Raw genomic sequence first — 18735 nt, 5'->3', positions numbered from 1 at the left:
TAGAATTTCACTAGCAACTTTTTTAGAATAAAGATCAAATTCTTTATAGGTGATTTCTTTTTTAGCAAAAGGTTCAACAAAGGCTATTTTTTCACTAAAATTTTCAACACTTTTTTCTAAGAAGTTATAGATGTGGGTGAGCATTGCTTTCCTTTGTTTGTAGTCTTTTAGTATTCTATCTTATTTTCTTTTAATTAATGTTTATATTTGGATTGTGGATAAATTCATTAGAATAAAGTATTATTTTAATATTTTTTTAAGGATTTACTATTTATTAGATATGGTTAATTTATAAAAAATTATGTTAGAATATATTAATTTTTATTTAATAATGGACGATATGGAATGTATTACATAGTTTTTGGAGGTTTTCGTGGATAAAAAAGAATTTTTAAAAGCCATTGCTGAAATTTTAATGACTGATGAGAATAATTTAAAAGAAGAAACTGAACTTAATTTTTTTTCAGACTTTGATAGTATAGCAGCTTTGGAAATTTCTATGCTTTATGAAAAAAAATTAAATATAGAGGTTTTTCCTATGGAAATTAAAAAAAAGAAAACAATAAAAGATTTATTAGAGTTAGGAAAATTTATATGAAACTAAAAGATAAAAAAATTTCTTATGTGTGTGGTATTTTTCCTTCTAAAAAGATTCAAAATATAGATAATCCCTATTTTGATGAAAAAACTAAAAATAAAATAATTCGTCTTTCAGGGATCAAAGAGCGTTATGTTTTAGATAGAGATGCCAATGAAACCATGATGAGTCTTTATAAAAAAGCAGGTTTGCAAACCATTGAAAAATTAGGCTGGAAAAAAGAAGAAATCAAAGGAGTGATTGTTGTTTCGCAAAATCATGAATATAGATTTCCTTCTACAGCGGTTTTATTGCAAGATGAATTAGGATTAAGTAAGGATTGTTTTGCTTATGATGTAGTAATGGGATGCTCAGGATATGTTTATGGACTTTTTTGCGCTATGAGTCATTTAAGCGAAAATTGTGATAAAATTTTACTTTTTGTGGGAGATCCTATAAATGATTTTGTCTACCCTAAAAATAGATCTATAGCCTTTTTGTTTAGTGATGCGGCTAGTTGCACAGCTTTAGAATATGCTTTAGGTTTTGAAGCGGATTTTATGTTTGAAACTGATGGATCGGGAAGAAATGCTATCATTGTTCCGCATGGTGGAAGTGCATATCCTATGCGTGAGGACTCGTTTAAGGAATATGAAGATGAAGATGGAAATATCAATATCAGATCTTGTATGGAAATGAATGGCTTGGAAGTTTTTAATTTTACTTATAGAAATGTTACAGAGATTATTTTAAAACTATTAAAATCACAAAATTTAGAAATTGAGAATATCAACAGTTTCTTTCTTCATCAAGCAAATTATTATGCTTTAGAGCAAATAAAAGAAAAGTTAAAGATTAAAGATGAGTCGTTTCCAATTAATATCAAAGCCTATGGAAATACCTCTTGTACTTCCATAGCAATTTTACTAGCAGAGGAAAAATCTTATCAAAAATCAAATGTAATTATGGCTGGTTTTGGAGTAGGATTATCTATAGGAGTTGTTTTTTTTAACAAACTTGATTTTAAAAGTGAATTATTGTTTGCTTAATTTAATTAGGAGGATAAATATGAATAAGCAAGAAATGTTTAAAGCATTAGAAGAAATTTTGATGTTAGAGGAAGGAATGCTAAAAGAGGATAGTGTTTTGGCTGATTTTGAAGATTGGGATAGTTTGGCTTTTTTGAGTTTAATGACTCTTTTTGATACAAAATTGCAAATAAATATTACTTCAGATCAAATCACTAGTTTAAAAACTGTATCAGATGTTTTAAAATTAGCTAAAATTGATTAATTTAGAGCTTGAGTATGCAAAAATTTCATCAAGGAAGCATAGCGCATATTTGTTCTATTGTGCCAAGCAAAAAAATTGTAAATTCTCAAATAGACAATTTTGATGAAAAAGATAAGAAAAAGATCATTAAACAAATCGGCGTTGAGCAAAGATATATTCTTAATAAAGATAAAGAAAAAATCAGTGATTTGTATTTGATGGCAGCTGATGAAACCTTAAAAACTCTTTCTTGGGATAAAGATAGTATTGATGCCATTATAGTGGTTTCTCAAAGCAATGAATTTCGATTTCCAGCTATGGCTTGTTATTTACAGGGAGTTTTAGGCTTAAGGAGGGATAATTTCTTAGCTTTTGATGTCAATTTGGGTTGTAGCGGCTATGTTTATGGGCTTAATATCGCTTATAATTATATTACTAATGGCTTAAAACGAGTCTTGCTTTTTGCTGGTGATATAAGTAGTGATGTGGTGGATTTTAATAGTAGAGACACTGCTTTTCTTTTTGGTGATGGTGTAAGTTGTACAGCGATTGAAAATAAAGCTTGTCAAAGCTATTTTTGTTTTAAGACTTTGGGCGAAGGATATGATTGCATCATAGCTCCTTATGGGGGGGGGAGTATATGCAAATGAAAGGGGTTGAAGTCTTTGATTTTACCCTTAAACACTTGCCTTTAGAATTTAAAAAAATACTAGAGTTTGCTTCTTTAAAAAAAGAAGAACTTTCTAAATTGTATTTTCATCAAGCTAATACTTTTTTGCTTTCTTATTTAGAGGAAAAACTAGGTGTTCAAGGAAAGCTTCCAAATAATATGAAAAATTTTGGAAATACAAGTTCGAATTCTATCCCTTTACTTATTAGCGATACTAAGGATCAAGATTATAAAAATGTAATGCTTATGGGTTTTGGAGTCGGCTTTTCTATAGGAACTTGCATCTTGGAAAATTTGGATTGTTCTTGTAGTTTAATTTATAAAAATAATGAATTGGAAAAAAGATGAAACAAGTTAATGATTATATCCATTTTGACACTGAAAAATTAGAATGTGAAAATTTATATAAAAAATTTTGGATTTTTGGTTGCCATAAAGAAGAAGTTAAAAATGATAAAGATTATATTATCTTAAAAATTTATGACTTTGAAGTCGTAATTTATAACGATAAAGATAATATTGTTGCTTTTTATAATATTTGTCCTCACCGCGGAGCTAAGCTTTTAAATTTTGGAAACAATGAAAGTATTTTTAAATCTAATGGAGAAATAAAATGTTTTTATCATCATTGGACTTATAAAAATCAAAAACTTTCCATTGCGATGAAAAGCGAATTTGATGAAAATGAAAAGATCGATCTTTTTAAGCTTAAACTTGCATTTTGCGGAGATTTTATCTTTTTTTCTCATGATCCAAAATACGAATTAAAAGAACAGCTTAAAGGCTTTTATGAAGAATTAGAACAAATCAGCAAAAGCATCGATCTTTTTAATGGTCTTAATGCCCCAATTAATTATCATTCTAATTGGAAAGTGGGTATAGAAAATAGTTTGGAGGCTTATCATGTAGGCTGTGTACACCCAAAATCTTTAGGAATTTTAAGTTTAGAAGACAATCCAAAATTTATAGGTTTTAATTCTAAAACTTGTGCAAATATTAAAAATGAAAAAATTTATTCTAAACTAAAAAGAAATCAAGCTATTTTTTTAGAAGATAATTACTTTGAGGATAAATATTTTTCTTATCATTTGTTTCCATTTACTATCATTAGTTCTACCTTTGGTTATGCTTATTCTATACAAAATTATTTTCCTCGCACTTTTAATAAGACGCATTTTATTTCAAGAAATTATATAACAAAGGCAAAGCATGATGTTGAACTTTTTGCAAATGAAGTTATATCGATGAATAAAACGATTTTTAAAGAAGATGCACAAGCGACTAATTTGGTGCAAGGAAGTTTATTTTTGGATGATTTAAAATTTCACTATGCTAAAAATTTAGAAAAAAGGATTTTATATTTCCATGATCAATATGAAAAGGCAATGAAGGAGGAAAAATGAGAGAAGATTTTTTTCATTTAAAAGATAAAATTTGTTTAATTGCTGGAGCAAGTAGCGGTTTAGGCAAACAAACATGTAAAATTTTAGATTCTCTTGGGGCTAAAGTTATAGCCATAGCAAGACGTGAAGAAAATTTAAAGCAATTACAAAAAGAATGTAAAAATTTAGAATATAAAATTTATGATTTCTATATTCAAGATGGAATTAAAAATTTGGTAGATGATATTGTAAAAAAGTATGGAAAAATTAATGCTATGGCCTATTTTTCTGGAACATCATGTGTTAAACCGCTAAGAATGATTGATATAGAAGAAGCGAAAAAAATATTTGACGTAAATTTTTTTAGTTGCTTGGAATTGTTAAAATGTCTTTATGATAAAAGAAAATCAGAAAATTTAAGTACCGTTTTAATCAGCTCGGCTTCTTTGAAAATGAGTGTATCTTCAATGAGTATTTATGATGCTTCAAAAGGTGCTCTTGATACTCTTGCTACTAGTCTAGTGAAAGATTTTGCAAAATTTAACTTTAGGATTAATAGTATATTACCTGCTCATGTTGATACGGAAATGACTCATAAGGCTTCTAGTATCCGAAGTGATGGCTATAATCTAGAACTTGAAAAATTATATCCTTTGGGCGTGGGCAAAGAAGATGATATTGCTAATTTATGTGTTTTTTTACTCAGTCCTTTAAGTGCTTGGATGAGTGGGCAAAGTATTGTTATGGATGGTGGTAGGGCTTTGTATTAATTAGCTCTAAAAATATGACCATCCTGTTTGTAAGCTTGAATCAAATCCTCATAAAATGCTTGAGCATCAATTAGATTTAAAAAAGTTCCACCAAAGGCTATTTTATTAAAATAAGATTTGTTTTCTAAAAATTTTATGATTTTTTCATCTGTTTCATAAGCATCAAGCTCTCTTACATAATATTGAATACTTTTGTGATAATTTTGACCTTCTTCATCAATAATTAAGCCCTTAAATTCTTTAAAATATCTATAATCAACCCCAACTTTTTCCATAGGATAATGTCCAAAGGTAAAACAATCTTTATTTCCAAAATTTAAAATTTTACCCTTATTTTTTACAAGAATAGCATAGAGGCAATTTTCATCAAAACAAGACTTTTGTTCTTGATTTAAAAATAAATCTTCTTTAGCACCTTTAATTGCAAAAGAAAAAATAGGATCATTAGTTCTTTTTACTCCGGTTTGTTTTCTAAAAAATTCTCCTAAAGCTCCTACTCTGCATTTTGAATTTAATTTATCATAAACTTCATTATTGCAAAAACTATAAGTAAAAGTAGGTATTATCAAAGTTCCATTTTCTCCTATAGTTTCAAATAGACATTCTATTAGAGCATTTAAAAAATCTTTAATAGGCAAAAGTGGTATACCAAAACTATAAATTTCATTGTGAACACAGATAATATCACCTTTTTTTACGCCTAAATTATATAGGGTTTTAATCAGATCATCTTGAGTATATTTTTTATTTTGATATTTAAATAAACCTTTCATAAGAGTTCCTTTGGATATAAATCAAGTCTTCATATTTGATGTTTGCAAAAGTTTAAATTCCAATATTTTTTCTAAAAGATCTTTAAATTCATAAGCTTGCATATTTAAAATTTCAGCGATATCGATGATATCGTTTTTTCCATCACAATAAGCTAAAAAATTACAAGCCAAAGGAATATCATTAGCTGTACTTAGTGTATGATAAAGTCCTCGTTTGCCAAGATTTGGTTCGCAAATTATAGTATTTTTATAAGTTTCATTGATTTCTAAATTTAAAACGATCTCTTGCATAGCTTTAAGTCCGCCCATTAAGCCCTTAGAGCTTATAAAATTTAAGTCATCTTTAGAAGTATGATATTCTTCATAGTCTAAGTATTTTGAGCGACATACCCCAACAACTCCTAGATTTACAAGTGGAGCGTTATATTGTCTTTCATCAGATCCGCGATCTAAAAAGCTAAATTTTTTAAAATTTTCTTTATTTTTTAAAGTATGTAAAGCGACTTTATCTGAAAGAGTATTTTGGGAAGGTGAATGCACCAGCGAGTAAGCATTATCATCGCCTAAACATGAAAGCACAAAACCTGCCTTAGTATATTTTTGTAAATGTTGTAAATGTTTATGGATATAAACGATAGAACCTATGGTTTCAGGGACTATGACAAAACGATAATTGTATTTTCGCTCTTTTAAATTTAAAAGCCATTTGGCAAGATAGATCGTTACTATTGGACCGCTAATTTCATTATTTGCTATAGAAGGATGGCAAAGATAAGTAGAGATGAGAATTTCTTCTTTGGAATTTTGTGTGCTAGGGATAATAAAATCTGCGTAATTTAAAACGCCACTTTCATCGTGTTTAGTATCAATAAAAACGCGGTATTTTCCTTGCTTTAGTTTTTTTCTTTCATTGTGTGTGATGCAAAATCCCCAACGCCTTTTATAATAACTCGTTACATAAGGAATAGCATCAGGTTTTTCTTCAAGTGAGTAAAGGTGTTCTTGCAATTTATCAAGTTCTATTTCTTTATCGATACTTTCGCTATAGTTTAAAATATGCAAATTATGCTTTTTAAAATCACAAATTTTTTCTCCATCTGGAGTGATGATATAGGCATCTTTTATGTGCCATTCAGGTGGAACTATCCAGTCAAAAACTTTTGTTCCACTTTTAATGGAGTGAATTTGTAAATTACCCCCCCCCTCAAGAGTATGATTTAAAATTTGCAAACTATCTCTAAAGCCTTGTCCTGTTATACTTCTACAGATTGGAAAGAGTGTTTTAGCAAGCTCATACATTGCTTTGCCAGTATTTTCAAAGTTTGTACTTCTAAAATCCAAACTATCCACAATATCCCTTTTTGGTTTTTTCAAGTATGTCAAACAAAGTATCTTTTACAAATTTAGCATCTTGCAAAGTCATTTCTTGATGACAAGGAATGCTAAGCTCTGCTTTGTAAAAATTATCCGCATTTTCAAGTTTTATTTGTCCTAAGAGTTTTTGATAAAAACTAAATTTATAGGTAGGTTTGTAATGCACTTGCACCCCGATACCTTTATCTAATAGAGCCTTAAAAATATCTTCTTTTTGACAATAAAATTCAGGAAAAAGCAAAATAGGATATAAATGTCTTGAGCTTTTTTTATAATCTTTGATTTTAATGATGGAGAAATAAGGATTTTTTTCAAATTCTTTATCGTAAAATTGGGCAATTTCTTCTCGTTTTTTTAGATTGTTATCTAGTTTTTTAAGTTGATTTATCCCTAAAGCACAAGCAACATCACTTAAGCGGTAATTATAACCAAGATCGATCATATCGCTATCCCAAAGTCTTTTTTTAACTATGCCGTGACTTCTTAGAAGTTTGATTTTTTCTATAAGTTCTTTATTATTACTAAGGACTGCACCACCCTCAAAAGTAGTGATAGGCTTTACAGGATGAAAAGAAAAAATATTTAAATCAGCTTTTCTTCCTACTTTTTCACCTTTATAGCAAGCCCCTAAAGCGTGACTTGCATCATCAATCAAAGGAATATTATGATTTTTACAAAGCTTGTAAATTTCATCCATTTCGACACTATTGCCCGCATAATCAACAACACAAATCGCCCCCACATTATCACTTTTTGTTTTTAGCCTTTGTTCTAACTTTTTTTCATCAATATTTCCATCGCTTTTAATGTCGATAAATTCAACCTTTGCACCAGCCATTAAGGCCGCATTTGCTGTAGCTGCAAAAGTAAGAGGTGTAGTAAGAACGATTTTGTTTTTTATATCTAAGGCGTTATAAGCTAGATGCAAAGCTGAAGTAGCTGAGTTTAAAACACAAGCGTATTTTACATCAACATATTCACACAAAGCTTGTTCAAATTCTTCAGCTTTTTTTCCACCTGTTAAAATTTCTCCTTTTAAGGCATCAATAACTGCTTCAATATCGCTTTGATCGATATTTTGGTGAGAGTAGGTAAGCATTATTCAAATTCCGTATGATTGATGATATCTAAAAGGTCTTGTTCGCTGACCCATTCTTTATTATTATCTGAGCTATAAGAAAAGCCATCTGGAACTTTTTGTCCTTTTTCGCCCTTAGCATTAATACTAAAATCACTTTTAACATTTGTAAATTTAATACTTGGGCTAATAACATAGTATTTATTAAATTCATAAGTTAAATGGCTATCATCGCTTGAAATCATTGTTTCATGCAATTTTTCTCCTGGTCTAATGCCGATAATTTTTGTTTTTAAATCAGGTGCTAAAGTATGGGCTAAATCTGTAATTTTCATCGATGGAATTTTTGGAACAAAAACTTCTCCGCCGTGCATAATTTCAAAATTATTTAAAACAAATTTAACTCCATCTTCAAGACTAATCCAAAATCTTGTCATTCTTTCATCTGTGATAGGAAGTTCTTTGGCGCCTTCTTTGATTAATTTTTTAAAAAATGGCACAACAGAACCTCTTGAACCAACGACATTTCCATATCTAGCAACGCTAAATCGTGTATTTTTATTTCCCGCGATATTGTTTGCCGCGACAAAAAGTTTATCGCTTGCAAGTTTGGTTGCACCGTATAGATTAACCGGATTGCACGCTTTATCTGTAGAAAGTGCAATACATTTCTCAACATTGTTTTCTAGACAAGCATCGATCACATTTTGTGCACCGTTGATATTGGTTTTGATACATTCCATAGGATTATATTCAGCCACAGGAACATGTTTCATAGCAGCTGCATGGATAACGTAATCGACATCATTCATAGCATAGTTTAATCTTTCTTTATCTCTTACATCTCCTATAAAGTATCGCATACAAGGCTGATTGAAAGAAATTGCCATTTCAAATTGTTTCAATTCATCTCTTGAAAAAATAATGATTTTATTCGGCTTATAATTTTGGAGTAAAATTTTAGTATAAGCCTTTCCAAAGCTTCCTGTTCCACCTGTTATAAGAATATTTTTTCCGTTAAACATTTATCCTCCTTTATAAATACTTTATTTCAATGTTTTTTAAGAATTTTAAGCAATAAATGTTCCATAAAATTTATTTTAAAATTCTAGGTAAGGTTATACCTGTTTGGGCTTGATATTTACCTTTTTTATCGCGATAAGTTGTATCACATACTTCATCACCTTGCAAAAATAAAACTTGGGCTATGCCTTCATTGGCGTAAATTTTAGCAGGCAAAGGAGTGGTGTTTGAAATTTCTATGGTAATATGTCCTTCAAATCCAGGCTCAAATGGAGTTACATTGACTATGATGCCACATCTTGCATAGGTGCTTTTACCAAGACAAATAGCTAAAACATCATTAGGCATTTTAAAATATTCTATCGTTCTAGCAAGTGCAAAAGAATTAGCAGGAACTATGCAAATATCACCCACAAAATCAACCACATTTTCCTCTACGAAGTTTTTAGGATCAACCACTGTAGAATTGACATTAGTAAAAATCTTAAATTCGCGTCCCACACGTATATCATAACCATAGCTTGAAAGTCCGTAACTTACAACACCTTTGCCTATATTTGCTTCGCAAAATGGTTCTATCATTTTGTGTTCCAATGCCATTTTTCTAATCCAATTATCTGCTTTTAATCCCATTTCTTACCTTAAATCAATAAACTCTTTTTGTTTGAGATTATAGCTTAAAATTCTATAATTTTGGGAAAAATTTTACTTTTTAAAGTTAAATTTTAAGTTTTTCAATATAATATTAAATTAGATTAAGTTCTTAAAATCAGGAGAAATTTATGACAAAAGAAGAGATTAAAGAATTAGTAAATTTATTTGCAGAAGCTAATATCAGCAAGATTAAGATTAAAGAGCAAGATGGTTTTGAAATTGAGCTTGAAAGAGATATGTACTGTGATACTCCAGCGCCAGTTTTTCCGACAACACCAGCTCCACAACCTATTAATGTTAATGTTGTGAATGAAACACATTCTTCTAAACATACAAAATCAAATCATCCAACTATAAATAGTCCTATGGTAGGGACATTTTATCAAGCTCCAAGTCCAGGCGCTGCCTCTTTTGTAAAAGTAGGTAGCACTGTAAAAAAAGGCGATGCGATTGCTATAGTTGAAGCTATGAAGATTATGAATGAAATTGAAGCTGAATTTGATTGTCGAATTGTAGAAATTCTAGTTGCCGATGGGCAGCCTGTAGAATTTGGTATGCCTTTATTTGCAGTGGAGAAATTATAGATGGAAATTAAAAGTATTCTAATAGCTAATAGAGGAGAAATCGCTTTAAGAGCTTTAAGAACAATTAAGGAAATGGGCAAAAAAGCAATTTGTGTATATTCTGAAGCGGATAAAGATGCTTTGTATTTAAAATATGCTGATGCGAGTATTTGTATAGGGAAAGCAAGAAGTTCTGAAAGCTATCTAAATATTCCAGCTATTATTACTGCAGCTGAAATTGCTGAAGCGGATGCTATTTTTCCAGGTTATGGTTTTTTAAGTGAAAATCAAAATTTTGTTGAAATTTGCACTAAACATAATATCAAATTTATAGGTCCTTCTGTAGAGGCTATGAATTTAATGAGTGATAAAAGCAAAGCTAAGCAAGTTATGCAAAGAGCAGGTGTTCCTGTTATTCCAGGAAGTGATGGAGCTTTAGCAGGTGCCGAAGCGGCTAAAAAGCTTGCTAAGAAAATCGGCTATCCTGTGATTTTAAAGGCTGCAGCAGGTGGTGGTGGTCGCGGTATGAGAGTTGTTGAAAATGAAAAGGATCTTGAAAAGGCTTATTGGTCTGCTGAAAGTGAAGCCATGACAGCTTTTGGAGATGGCACTATGTATATGGAAAAATATATCCAAAATCCACGTCATATTGAAGTACAAGTGATTGGAGATAGTTTTGGAAATGTGATTCATATTGGAGAAAGAGATTGCTCTATGCAAAGACGCCATCAAAAATTGATCGAAGAATCTCCCGCAATTTTACTTGATGAAAAGACACGCTCAAGACTTCACGAAACTGCCGTCAAGGCGGCTAAAGCTATAGGTTATGAGGGAGCAGGAACATTTGAGTTTTTAGTGGATAAAAATTTAGATTTTTATTTTATAGAAATGAATACACGTTTACAGGTTGAGCATTGTGTTAGTGAAATGGTAAGCGGTATTGATATTATCGAGCAAATGATTAAAGTTGCAGAAGGTTATGCTTTACCTTCTCAAGAAAATATTTGTTTAAAAGGCCATTCTATAGAATGCAGAATTACAGCCGAGGATTCTCAAACCTTTTTACCTTGTCCTGGCAAGATTACAAAATATGTTGCTCCAGCAGGTCGTAATGTAAGAATGGAAAGTCATTGTTATCAGGATTATTCTGTACCACCTTATTATGATTCTATGATAGGAAAGCTTGTAGTCTGGGCAGAAGATCGCCATAAGGCTATTTCTAAAATGAAGGTAGCTTTAAATGAACTTATTGTAAGTGGGATTAAAACCACTAAAGATTTTCATCTTGCAATGATGGATAATAAAGATTTTATTGAAAATAATTACGATACAAATTATCTTTCTAGACACTAATAAATCTAGGGTTTTTATCCTAGATTTTATCTTAAATACTCTATATTTATTTTTGAATGTAATTTATCAAAATAATCTTGAATATAATTTTGTCTTTGTTCACCAACATAGACATTTAAAACTTCATTCTTAATTTGTTCAAATTCTGGTGTTTGCATTCCATTTTTATTTTCCACCTTATAAATTTGATAGCCATTTTTAGAATTTAAAATTGGAGAAAATTGCCCTATAGGAATTTGAGATAAGAGACTTAAAAGTCTAGGATCTGCGTTATTTGGTGTAAGAATAGCATTTTCAGCTTTAAGCATAGTGTTTTTACTTGTTTTTAAAGATTCTAAAAATTTTACATTTTTCGAGGTATAAATTTTTACAGCTATTTCTGTAAAAATACTAAACTTATCTTGGTGTTGTTCAAAGAAATTTTGAGCTCCTATATCGCTAAAATCTATTTTAGCGGTATTTGCTATTTGTTCGTATAATTTTCTTTTTTCTAAATCTTGTTTGAAATTTTCTCTAAATTGCTTGTAAGTCTGTCCCTTGATTTTTAGGTTAGCCTTAAGCGTATCGAGTGTAATATTGTTTTGCGAAAGCATTTTATCTATAGCATTATCAAGCTCTAATTCACTTGTAAAAATTCCAAATCGTCTCATTTGGGATTTTTCTATTTTTTTATTGATGAGTATTTGTAAAGCCTTATCTTTAGAAATGTTTAGATTTTTCATTGTTTGCTTAATATCATAAGTTGTAATAGGCTCTTTATCAACAACTACAGCAATTGCATCAATTGTATTGGCGCTTGCTAAATTTGCAAAAAAATAAAAACTTAATAAAATTTTTTTCATTTCAAACCTTTATTTAAGTGTAAATATCGCATTATATCAATAAAAATTTAAGAAAAGGCAAAAAATGGAAGAAAAAATTGTAACTCGTTTCGCTCCAAGTCCTACAGGATATCTACATATTGGTGGTTTAAGAACTGCACTTTATAGTTATTTGTATGCTAGAAAAAATAATGGAAATTTTTTACTTCGTATCGAAGATACAGATTTAAAAAGAAATTCCAAGGAAGCAACCGAAGCTATTATAGAAGCTTTTAAATGGTGTGGACTCGATTATGATGGAGAAATTACTTACCAATCTGAACGTTTTGAAATTTATAAAAAATATATCCAAAAGCTTTTAGACGAAGATAAAGCCTATTATTGTTATATGAGCAAAGAAGAATTAGAAGAATTGCGCAACAAGCAAGAAGCAGCTAAAGAGCGTCCAAAATATGATGGAAGATATAGAGATTTTAAAGGCACACCACCTCAAGGAATAGAACCTGTTGTGCGTATCAAAGCACCTCAAAATGGAGAAATTTGTTTCTTAGATGGTATTAAGGGTGAGGTTAAATTTAAGGTTGAAGATATTTTAGATGATTTTATCATCGCAAGAAGTGATGGAACGCCTACCTATAATTTCACTGTTGTTATTGATGATGCTTTAATGGGAGTAAGTGATGTGATTCGTGGAGATGATCATCTTTCTAATACTCCAAAACAAATCATTCTTTATGAAGCTTTGGGGTTTAAGATCCCAAAATTTTATCATGTAGCTATGATTCATGGAGAAGATGGAAAAAAACTCTCGAAACGTCACGGTGCTACTGATGTTATGGAATATAAAGCTATGGGAATTTTACCTCAAGCTTTACTGAATTTTCTTGTGCGTTTAGGTTGGAGTCATGGTGATGATGAAATTTTTTCACTTGAAGATCTAAAAAAACTTTTTGATCCAAATCATATTAATAAAAGTGCATCTTGTTATAATTTTAAAAAGCTAGAATGGCTTAATGCACATTACATAAAAACCTTGCCTTTTGAAGAAATTAATCATCAGCTTAAAGAGCTCGGATTTGACTTATCGATCTATAAAAAAGCTGAATTTTTATTAGATTTATTAAGAGAGCGTGCTAAAACTTTACTTGAAATTATCGGTGGAGCTAAAAGTATTATAGAAGAACCTAAAAGCTATGATGAACAAGCTGTTAATAAATTTGTTAATGAAAAAAATCTTTTTTTATTAAAAAAATATGCAGAAGAATTAAGTAATCATCGGACTTCGAGTGATTTTGAAAGTTTTACTAATGAATTCTTACAAAAAAATGATGTAAAATTAAAAGATTTAGCTCAGCCTATACGCATAGCTTTAACAGGAAATGCTGTAAGCCCTAGTATTTTTGAAGTTTTGGAGTTTTTGGGGGTAGATGAGTGTAAAAAAAGAATAGAAAATTTTTTAAAATTTAGGAGAAAATAAAAATGTATTCAAAAAAAGAAGCTTTGGAATATCATTTAGGTGGTAAAATTAATGTCATTGCGTCAAAGTCTATGGATACAAATCACGAATTATCTTTGGCTTATAGTCCTGGTGTAGCTGAACCTTGTTTAGAAATAGCCAAAGATAAAGAACTTGCTTATGTTTATACAAGTAAGGCAAATTTAGTTGCTATTGTAAGTGATGGTTCTGCGGTTTTAGGACTGGGAAATATTGGAGCACAAGCTTCTAAACCAGTCATGGAAGGTAAGGCTTGTTTGTTTAAAAAATTTGCAAATGTAAATGCTTTTGATATAGAAGTTGATGTCCATAGTGTTGAAGAAATTGTTGCATTTTGCAAAGCCTTAGCTCCAACGGTTGGAGGAATTAATTTAGAAGATATTGCTGCACCAAAATGTTTTGAGATTGAAGCGGCTTTACAAGATCTTGGAATTCCTGTAATGCATGACGATCAGCATGGAACAGCTATTATTTCAACCGCAGGACTTATGAATGCTATGGAAATTAGCGGAAAAAAATTTAAAGATATTAAAGTGGTAGTAAGTGGTGCAGGTGCTGCAGGAATTGCTAGTGCTAAAATGTATCGAAATTTAGGAGTTGAACATATTGTTTTAGTTGATAGTAAAGGTGTGGTTAGTAAAGATAGAAATGATTTAACCCCGCAAAAACTTGAATTTGCTGTAGAATCTAAAGAAAAAACATTAAAAGAGGCTTTAAGGGGTGCTGATGTATTTTTAGGACTTAGTGCTCCAAAAATTCTTGATGATGAAATGGTTTTAAGTATGGCTAAAGATCCTGTTATTTTTGCCTTGGCAAATCCTATTCCAGAGGTTATGCCTGAAGATGTTGCAAGGCTTAGAAAAGATGCGATCGTAGGTACTGGAAGAAGTGATTATCCTAATCAAATCAATAATGTTTTAGGTTTTCCTTTTATTTTTAGAGGTGCTTTAGATGTTCGAGCAACTAAAATTACTGAAAATATGAAAATAGCCGCAGCAAGAGCCTTGGCTGATTTGGCAAAATTGCCTGTGAGCAATGCGGTTAAAAAGGCTTATGAAATTGACTTTTTAGAATTTGGTAGAGAATATGTGATCCCAAAACCTTTTGATGAAAGAGTAAAAGCAGCAGTAAGCACTGCAGTAGCTACAGCGGCCGTTAAGGATGGGGTGGCTTTGATTAAGGAATTTGATGAAAAAGCCTATTTTGAAAGTCTAAAATGAACAAAGTTTTTTGCACAAACCATCCTTTGGTAGAACATAAATTAGGTCTTTTGCGTGATCAAGGTACTAAGCCTTTTCAATTTAGAATGTTGATTGATGAAATTTCAACTTTTTTACTTTTTGAAGCAACTAAGGATTTGAATTTAAAAGAAATTCAAATCCAAACTCCTGTTTCAAATGCCAAGGTAAAAAAATTAAATGAAAAAATTATGATTTGCCCTATTTTAAGAGCCGCTTTGGGTATGCTTGAGAGTGTTTTTAGATTGATTCCTGATGCTAGTGTAGGTTTTTTGGGTTTTGCAAGAAATGAAGAAACTCTTAAGGCAGATTTTTATTTTGAAAAAATTCCACAAGATGCAGCTAAACGCGTAGCTATTGTTATAGATCCTATGTTTGCTACGGGTGGAACTGCGATAGAGGCTTGTAAATTTTTAAAATCAAAAGGCGTGAAAAAAATTAAATTTATTTCAATACTTGTCACGCCTAAAGGGATTGAAAATTTTAGAAAAGTGCATAAAGATATAGAAATTTATGTGGCTGCTATTGATGAAAATTTAAATGAAAAGGGTTATATAGTACCAGGGCTTGGTGATGCCGGAGATAGGGTTTTTAATACCTTAGGATAAGAATGATTTTTGGTAAATTTGATTATATTAATTTATTACCTTTAACCATATATCTTAAAAAATATCCTTTGCCGAATGGCTTTAAAGCGGTCATTTTTTATAAAAAAGGAGAGCCAAGCCATTTTAATAAAGAATTATTTTATCGTAGAATTGATGGAGCAATGACTTCAAGCATTGAGAGTGTTAGAAAAAAATATAAAAATTTAGATGTTGGAATTTGTGCAAATAAAAGAGTTTTAAGTGTTTTAGTTGAAAAAGATTCTATTAGAGCTAAAGATCCTAGTTCTGCTACTTCAAATGCCCTATCTCAAGTTTTAGGCTTAAAGGGTAGGGTTATCATAGGCGATAAGGCTTTAAAACTCTATATACAAGATCCAAGCTCTTATATTGATTTATGTTATTTATGGTATCAAAAAACAAATTTACCTTTTGTTTTTGCGCGTTTTTCGTGTATGCAAAAAAAGGTTTATTTTTCTAAAATTTTAAAAAGTTTTGCTAGACAAAAAATCAAAATTCCACAATATATGCTTCAAAAATATGCTCACAAAAAAGATATATCTACTAAGGATATTAAGTATTATTTAAATGAAGTTATTTACTACAATATTGCTTATAAGGAAAAAAAAGCCTTAAAGCGTTTTGTTGATGCAGTAAAATTTAAAAAAGAAATTTAATATTCAAAATCTCTCAATTCTTTTGCAGTTCCTAAAAGAATTACAACATCTCCACTATAAACAGCAGTTGTTTCAAGATCTGGCATTATTTCCCAATCATTATTAAGTTTTTTGTATGCAATAACTCGCATATTTTGAGCAATATGCTTAAGAGAATTTCCAGCTAGTTTCTCATCTATATTAAGCTTTATTGCGCGAATAGTATTTGAAGAAAGATCAAAAATTTCAAATTCAATTGATTTAGCAAGAAAATCTTTAACCAGTCTCTTTGCACTTTCTTTTTCAGGATAAATGACTTTAGTAGCACCGAGTTTTGACAAAATTTGTCCGTGAATATTTGAGGTAGCCTTTGCGATGATATTATTAACCCCTATATCTTTAAGAGCCATTAGAGTAAGTATTGATTTTTCAACATTATCTCCAATACTAACAATAACAACTTCAACTTCATGAAAACCCGCTTCCTTTAAAGCTGTAATATTTGTTGAATCAAGAATATAAGCATAACTTGGGTTTTGGATATTTTTTAAAGCTTCTTCATCTTTATCAGCAACTATGACCGTGTTTCCTCCAATAATTAATTCATCTGCTACTACCGATCCGAATTTTCCAAGTCCTATAACCCCATAACTAATATTTTTCATAATTTATCCTTATAAATTAATTTTTCCTTCTGGAAATTTAACATGAATTGCTTTATCTTGTTTAAAGACTGAAATAAAAAACGCAAAAACGCCGATTCTTCCACTAAGCATCATTATTATTATGATAATTTTACTTGGATTACTAAATAAAGCACAAAGAGAAAGCGTTCCTCCATTACCTACTGAAATCCCAACGGTTGCAAATGCTGAAGAAGTTTCAAACAGCAAAGGAAGAAAATCAAAATGAGACTCTAGTAAAGAAAGTAAAATAACAGCTATTACGATATAAACTGCTGAACCTATAGCTATAATAAATGATCTTGATATCGTTTCTTGAGAAATTTCGTATCCAAATATTCTAACTCTACCATCGCGAATACTCCAATAAGCATACAATAAAAGCACAACCACTGTCGTAATTTTCATACCTCCAGCAGTTCCTCCAGGTGCTCCACCTATAACCATAAATAAAGATCCAAAAAATAAACTCGCATCATATAAATGATTGATATCTAACGTGCTAAATCCGGCTGTGCGATAATTAACTGCTGTAAAATAGGAACTTAAAATTTTGTCAAAAAAAGAAAAATTACCTATTGTTTTAGAGTTAGAATACTCTAAAGCGAAGATGATTAATGTTGAAAAAATAATTAAAAAAATAGTCGCCATAGCAACAACTTTTGCATGGAGACTAAGATTTTGCAAACGTTTTCTTTGAAAAAAATAAAGTTCTACTAAAACAAAATATCCAAGCCCACCAATGATAATAAGAGCAGTAATGATTAAATTGATAGCAATATCATGTTTATATCCGGAAAGTCCGTATTCAAAAATACTAAAACCAGCATTATTAAAAGCACTGATAGAGTGGAATATTCCAAACCAAAGAGCTTGCTTAAAATCCATATCAAGCGTAAATCGCATTGTTAAAAATACGGCCCCAGTTAGTTCTATGATAAATATAAAAAGTAAAACTTTTTTAAAAAATTTGAAAAGCCCATCCATAGTCGGATAAAATAAAGACTCCTTAAGTAAATTTTTTCCACTAAAGCCCACTTTTTTTCGTATAAGTATATAAACAAAAAAACCTATGCTCATATAGCCTAGACCACCAATTTGGATTAACATTAGGATAATAATTTGTCCAATGAAAGTAAAATCAGTTGCGGTATTTTTTACAACCAATCCTGTCATGCTAACAGCTGAAGTGCTTGTGAAAAATGCATCAAGAAAATTAATCGGAGTTGTATGAGCGAAATTTAAATGTAAAAGAGCAGCTCCAATTAGAGCGATAATAATATAACCAATTAATAAAATTTTGAAAGTTCTTCTATCTAGTCCAAATTGTCTCAAAGAAACCTCATTAAATTTTTTAATTTAAACCGGCATTTTATCTGATTAAAACTTTAAGATAAATAAAATTTATCTTAAAATTTAAACTTAAATTAAAGAAAAAAAGATAGAATTACATTTTCTAAACAAATAAAGATTTTATAGTGGTTGGATAGCTCAGTCGGTAGAGCAGCAGACTGAAAATCTGCGTGTCGGCAGTTCGATTCTGCCTCTAACCACCATGTGCTTATTCTTAAATCAAATTATTTCTACAATCTTTTAAAAATTAATAAAAAGCACTTCATGGGTATCATAAATTGATATTGAAATTTTATAAACCTAAACCCTAGTTTGTCCTATAAGATTATTAAGTCTATCCATTATAGAACCAACATAAGAATTGATACTTTCACTACTTGCTTTCCAACCGTTAG

Annotated in this window: 22 protein-coding genes and 1 tRNA gene; 14 read left to right on the top strand and 9 right to left on the bottom strand. The window is 30.3% G+C overall.

What is annotated here, in order from left to right:
* Positions 1 to 144: long-chain fatty acid--CoA ligase (locus tag CQA69_RS09205; protein ID WP_137621275.1), on the bottom strand; the 144-nt coding region annotated here is incomplete at its 3' end.
* A 229-nt stretch (positions 145 to 373) separates the two neighbouring features.
* On the opposite strand from CQA69_RS09205, the gene CQA69_RS08080 reads away from it, so the two are divergent.
* From CQA69_RS08080 to CQA69_RS08050, 7 genes are read left to right on the top strand one after another with little or no spacing between them, the layout of a single operon-like run.
* Positions 374 to 598: an acyl carrier protein gene (locus tag CQA69_RS08080; RefSeq protein ID WP_137621274.1), complete on the top strand. Its 225-nt coding sequence runs from the start codon at positions 374 to 376 to the stop codon at positions 596 to 598.
* Entirely contained in the window at positions 595 to 1626 is a 1032-nt protein-coding gene (locus tag CQA69_RS08075; RefSeq protein WP_137621273.1) for a ketoacyl-ACP synthase III, read from the top strand. The genes CQA69_RS08080 and CQA69_RS08075 overlap by 4 nt, the downstream gene beginning before the upstream one ends.
* 19 nt (positions 1627 to 1645) lie before the next feature.
* Positions 1646 to 1870 (top strand): phosphopantetheine-binding protein, encoded by a 225-nt coding sequence (locus CQA69_RS08070; protein WP_137621272.1) that lies wholly within the window; start codon positions 1646 to 1648, stop codon positions 1868 to 1870.
* Positions 1871 to 1884: 14 nt separating this feature from the next.
* Positions 1885 to 2499 (top strand): beta-ketoacyl-[acyl-carrier-protein] synthase family protein, encoded by a 615-nt coding sequence (locus CQA69_RS08065; RefSeq protein ID WP_137621271.1) that lies wholly within the window; start codon positions 1885 to 1887, stop codon positions 2497 to 2499.
* Positions 2496 to 2867, top strand: a complete 372-nt coding sequence (locus CQA69_RS08060; RefSeq protein WP_171000365.1) for a 3-oxoacyl-[acyl-carrier-protein] synthase III C-terminal domain-containing protein — start codon at positions 2496 to 2498, stop codon at positions 2865 to 2867. The genes CQA69_RS08065 and CQA69_RS08060 overlap by 4 nt, the downstream gene beginning before the upstream one ends.
* Positions 2864 to 3922: an aromatic ring-hydroxylating oxygenase subunit alpha gene (locus CQA69_RS08055; protein ID WP_137621269.1), complete on the top strand. Its 1059-nt coding sequence runs from the start codon at positions 2864 to 2866 to the stop codon at positions 3920 to 3922. Before CQA69_RS08060 ends, CQA69_RS08055 begins: the two co-directional genes overlap by 4 nt.
* Positions 3919 to 4671, top strand: coding sequence for an SDR family NAD(P)-dependent oxidoreductase (locus tag CQA69_RS08050; RefSeq protein ID WP_137621268.1), 753 nt, complete (start codon positions 3919 to 3921; stop codon positions 4669 to 4671). The genes CQA69_RS08055 and CQA69_RS08050 overlap by 4 nt, the downstream gene beginning before the upstream one ends.
* On the opposite strand, the gene CQA69_RS08045 is transcribed toward CQA69_RS08050, so the two are convergent.
* From CQA69_RS08045 to dcd, 5 genes are all read right to left on the bottom strand, one after another.
* The gene (locus tag CQA69_RS08045; protein WP_137621267.1) at positions 4668 to 5444 is read right to left on the bottom strand and encodes an AAC(3) family N-acetyltransferase; all 777 of its coding nucleotides are present in this window, start codon (positions 5442 to 5444) and stop codon (positions 4668 to 4670) included. The genes CQA69_RS08050 and CQA69_RS08045 overlap by 4 nt on opposite strands.
* 21 nt (positions 5445 to 5465) lie before the next feature.
* Positions 5466 to 6794, bottom strand: a complete 1329-nt coding sequence (locus CQA69_RS08040; protein WP_171000363.1) for a DUF4910 domain-containing protein — start codon at positions 6792 to 6794, stop codon at positions 5466 to 5468.
* Entirely contained in the window at positions 6787 to 7917 is a 1131-nt protein-coding gene (gene pseC / locus CQA69_RS08035) for a UDP-4-amino-4,6-dideoxy-N-acetyl-beta-L-altrosamine transaminase (protein ID WP_137621266.1), read from the bottom strand. The genes CQA69_RS08040 and pseC overlap by 8 nt, the downstream gene beginning before the upstream one ends.
* Positions 7917 to 8921, bottom strand: a complete 1005-nt coding sequence (pseB, locus tag CQA69_RS08030) for a UDP-N-acetylglucosamine 4,6-dehydratase (inverting) (protein WP_137621265.1) — start codon at positions 8919 to 8921, stop codon at positions 7917 to 7919. Before pseB ends, pseC begins: the two co-directional genes overlap by 1 nt.
* Positions 8922 to 8991: 70 nt before the next feature.
* Positions 8992 to 9552, bottom strand: a complete 561-nt coding sequence (dcd, locus tag CQA69_RS08025; RefSeq protein WP_137621264.1) for a dCTP deaminase — start codon at positions 9550 to 9552, stop codon at positions 8992 to 8994.
* 149 nt (positions 9553 to 9701) lie between these two features.
* On the opposite strand from dcd, the gene accB reads away from it, so the two are divergent.
* Positions 9702 to 10157: an acetyl-CoA carboxylase biotin carboxyl carrier protein gene (gene accB / locus CQA69_RS08020; RefSeq protein ID WP_137621263.1), complete on the top strand. Its 456-nt coding sequence runs from the start codon at positions 9702 to 9704 to the stop codon at positions 10155 to 10157.
* A complete protein-coding gene (locus CQA69_RS08015; RefSeq protein ID WP_137621262.1) occupies positions 10158 to 11489 on the top strand; it encodes an acetyl-CoA carboxylase biotin carboxylase subunit in 1332 nt (443 codons plus the stop codon).
* Between the two features lie 26 nt (positions 11490 to 11515).
* Here the strand turns inward: CQA69_RS08015 and CQA69_RS08010 are convergent, their stop codons facing one another.
* Positions 11516 to 12331, bottom strand: coding sequence for a peptidylprolyl isomerase (locus tag CQA69_RS08010; protein WP_137621261.1), 816 nt, complete (start codon positions 12329 to 12331; stop codon positions 11516 to 11518).
* A 64-nt stretch (positions 12332 to 12395) separates the two neighbouring features.
* Between CQA69_RS08010 and gltX the strand changes: the two genes are divergently transcribed.
* From gltX to CQA69_RS07990, 4 genes are read left to right on the top strand one after another with little or no spacing between them, the layout of a single operon-like run.
* Complete coding sequence (gene gltX / locus CQA69_RS08005; RefSeq protein WP_137621260.1) at positions 12396 to 13787, top strand: glutamate--tRNA ligase; 1392 nt, start codon at positions 12396 to 12398, stop codon at positions 13785 to 13787.
* 2 nt (positions 13788 to 13789) lie between these two features.
* A complete protein-coding gene (locus CQA69_RS08000; RefSeq protein ID WP_137621259.1) occupies positions 13790 to 15025 on the top strand; it encodes a malic enzyme-like NAD(P)-binding protein in 1236 nt (411 codons plus the stop codon).
* On the top strand, positions 15022 to 15651 hold the full coding sequence (gene upp / locus CQA69_RS07995) for a uracil phosphoribosyltransferase (protein ID WP_137621258.1): 630 nt from the start codon (positions 15022 to 15024) through the stop codon (positions 15649 to 15651). The genes CQA69_RS08000 and upp overlap by 4 nt, the downstream gene beginning before the upstream one ends.
* Positions 15652 to 15653: 2 nt before the next feature.
* Positions 15654 to 16325 carry an MqnA/MqnD/SBP family protein gene (locus CQA69_RS07990; protein WP_137621257.1) on the top strand — a complete coding sequence of 224 codons (672 nt, stop codon included), beginning with the start codon at positions 15654 to 15656 and terminating at the stop codon, positions 16323 to 16325.
* Here the strand turns inward: CQA69_RS07990 and CQA69_RS07985 are convergent.
* Positions 16322 to 16969, bottom strand: coding sequence for a potassium channel family protein (locus CQA69_RS07985; RefSeq protein WP_137621256.1), 648 nt, complete (start codon positions 16967 to 16969; stop codon positions 16322 to 16324). The two genes, CQA69_RS07990 and CQA69_RS07985, sit on opposite strands and share 4 nt — an antisense overlap.
* 9 nt (positions 16970 to 16978) lie before the next feature.
* Positions 16979 to 18322: a TrkH family potassium uptake protein gene (locus CQA69_RS07980; RefSeq protein WP_137621255.1), complete on the bottom strand. Its 1344-nt coding sequence runs from the start codon at positions 18320 to 18322 to the stop codon at positions 16979 to 16981.
* A gap of 145 nt (positions 18323 to 18467) precedes the next feature.
* Between CQA69_RS07980 and CQA69_RS07975 the strand changes: the two genes are divergently transcribed.
* Positions 18468 to 18543: transfer RNA gene (locus CQA69_RS07975), tRNA-Phe, on the top strand.
* Positions 18544 to 18735 lie beyond the last annotated feature (192 nt).

The organism is Campylobacter estrildidarum (assembly GCF_005406205.1).
GTDB classification, from domain to species: Bacteria; Campylobacterota; Campylobacteria; order Campylobacterales; family Campylobacteraceae; genus Campylobacter_D; species Campylobacter_D estrildidarum.
The sequence above is the reverse complement of the archived record's forward strand: the minus strand, read 5'-3'. Positions and strand labels throughout refer to the sequence as shown.

Bases quoted from the DNA above. Each gene is read 5' to 3' on its own strand.
- accB (WP_137621263.1), top strand. From the start codon at position 9,702: ATGACAAAAGAAGAGATTAAAGAATTAGTAAATTTATTTGCAGAAGCT.
- CQA69_RS08015 (WP_137621262.1), top strand. From the start codon at position 10,158: ATGGAAATTAAAAGTATTCTAATAGCTAATAGAGGAGAAATCGCTTTA.
- CQA69_RS08060 (WP_171000365.1), top strand. From the start codon at position 2,496: ATGAAAGGGGTTGAAGTCTTTGATTTTACCCTTAAACACTTGCCTTTA.
- CQA69_RS07990 (WP_137621257.1), top strand. From the start codon at position 15,654: ATGATTTTTGGTAAATTTGATTATATTAATTTATTACCTTTAACCATA.
- CQA69_RS08075 (WP_137621273.1), top strand. From the start codon at position 595: ATGAAACTAAAAGATAAAAAAATTTCTTATGTGTGTGGTATTTTTCCT.
- CQA69_RS07985 (WP_137621256.1), bottom strand. From the start codon at position 16,969: ATGAAAAATATTAGTTATGGGGTTATAGGACTTGGAAAATTCGGATCG.
- pseB (WP_137621265.1), bottom strand. From the start codon at position 8,921: ATGTTTAACGGAAAAAATATTCTTATAACAGGTGGAACAGGAAGCTTT.
- CQA69_RS08045 (WP_137621267.1), bottom strand. From the start codon at position 5,444: ATGAAAGGTTTATTTAAATATCAAAATAAAAAATATACTCAAGATGAT.
- CQA69_RS08000 (WP_137621259.1), top strand. From the start codon at position 13,790: ATGTATTCAAAAAAAGAAGCTTTGGAATATCATTTAGGTGGTAAAATT.
- CQA69_RS08010 (WP_137621261.1), bottom strand. From the start codon at position 12,331: ATGAAAAAAATTTTATTAAGTTTTTATTTTTTTGCAAATTTAGCAAGC.
- CQA69_RS08050 (WP_137621268.1), top strand. From the start codon at position 3,919: ATGAGAGAAGATTTTTTTCATTTAAAAGATAAAATTTGTTTAATTGCT.
- upp (WP_137621258.1), top strand. From the start codon at position 15,022: ATGAACAAAGTTTTTTGCACAAACCATCCTTTGGTAGAACATAAATTA.
- CQA69_RS08055 (WP_137621269.1), top strand. From the start codon at position 2,864: ATGAAACAAGTTAATGATTATATCCATTTTGACACTGAAAAATTAGAA.
- CQA69_RS08065 (WP_137621271.1), top strand. From the start codon at position 1,885: ATGCAAAAATTTCATCAAGGAAGCATAGCGCATATTTGTTCTATTGTG.
- gltX (WP_137621260.1), top strand. From the start codon at position 12,396: ATGGAAGAAAAAATTGTAACTCGTTTCGCTCCAAGTCCTACAGGATAT.
- dcd (WP_137621264.1), bottom strand. From the start codon at position 9,552: ATGGGATTAAAAGCAGATAATTGGATTAGAAAAATGGCATTGGAACAC.
- CQA69_RS08070 (WP_137621272.1), top strand. From the start codon at position 1,646: ATGAATAAGCAAGAAATGTTTAAAGCATTAGAAGAAATTTTGATGTTA.
- pseC (WP_137621266.1), bottom strand. From the start codon at position 7,917: ATGCTTACCTACTCTCACCAAAATATCGATCAAAGCGATATTGAAGCA.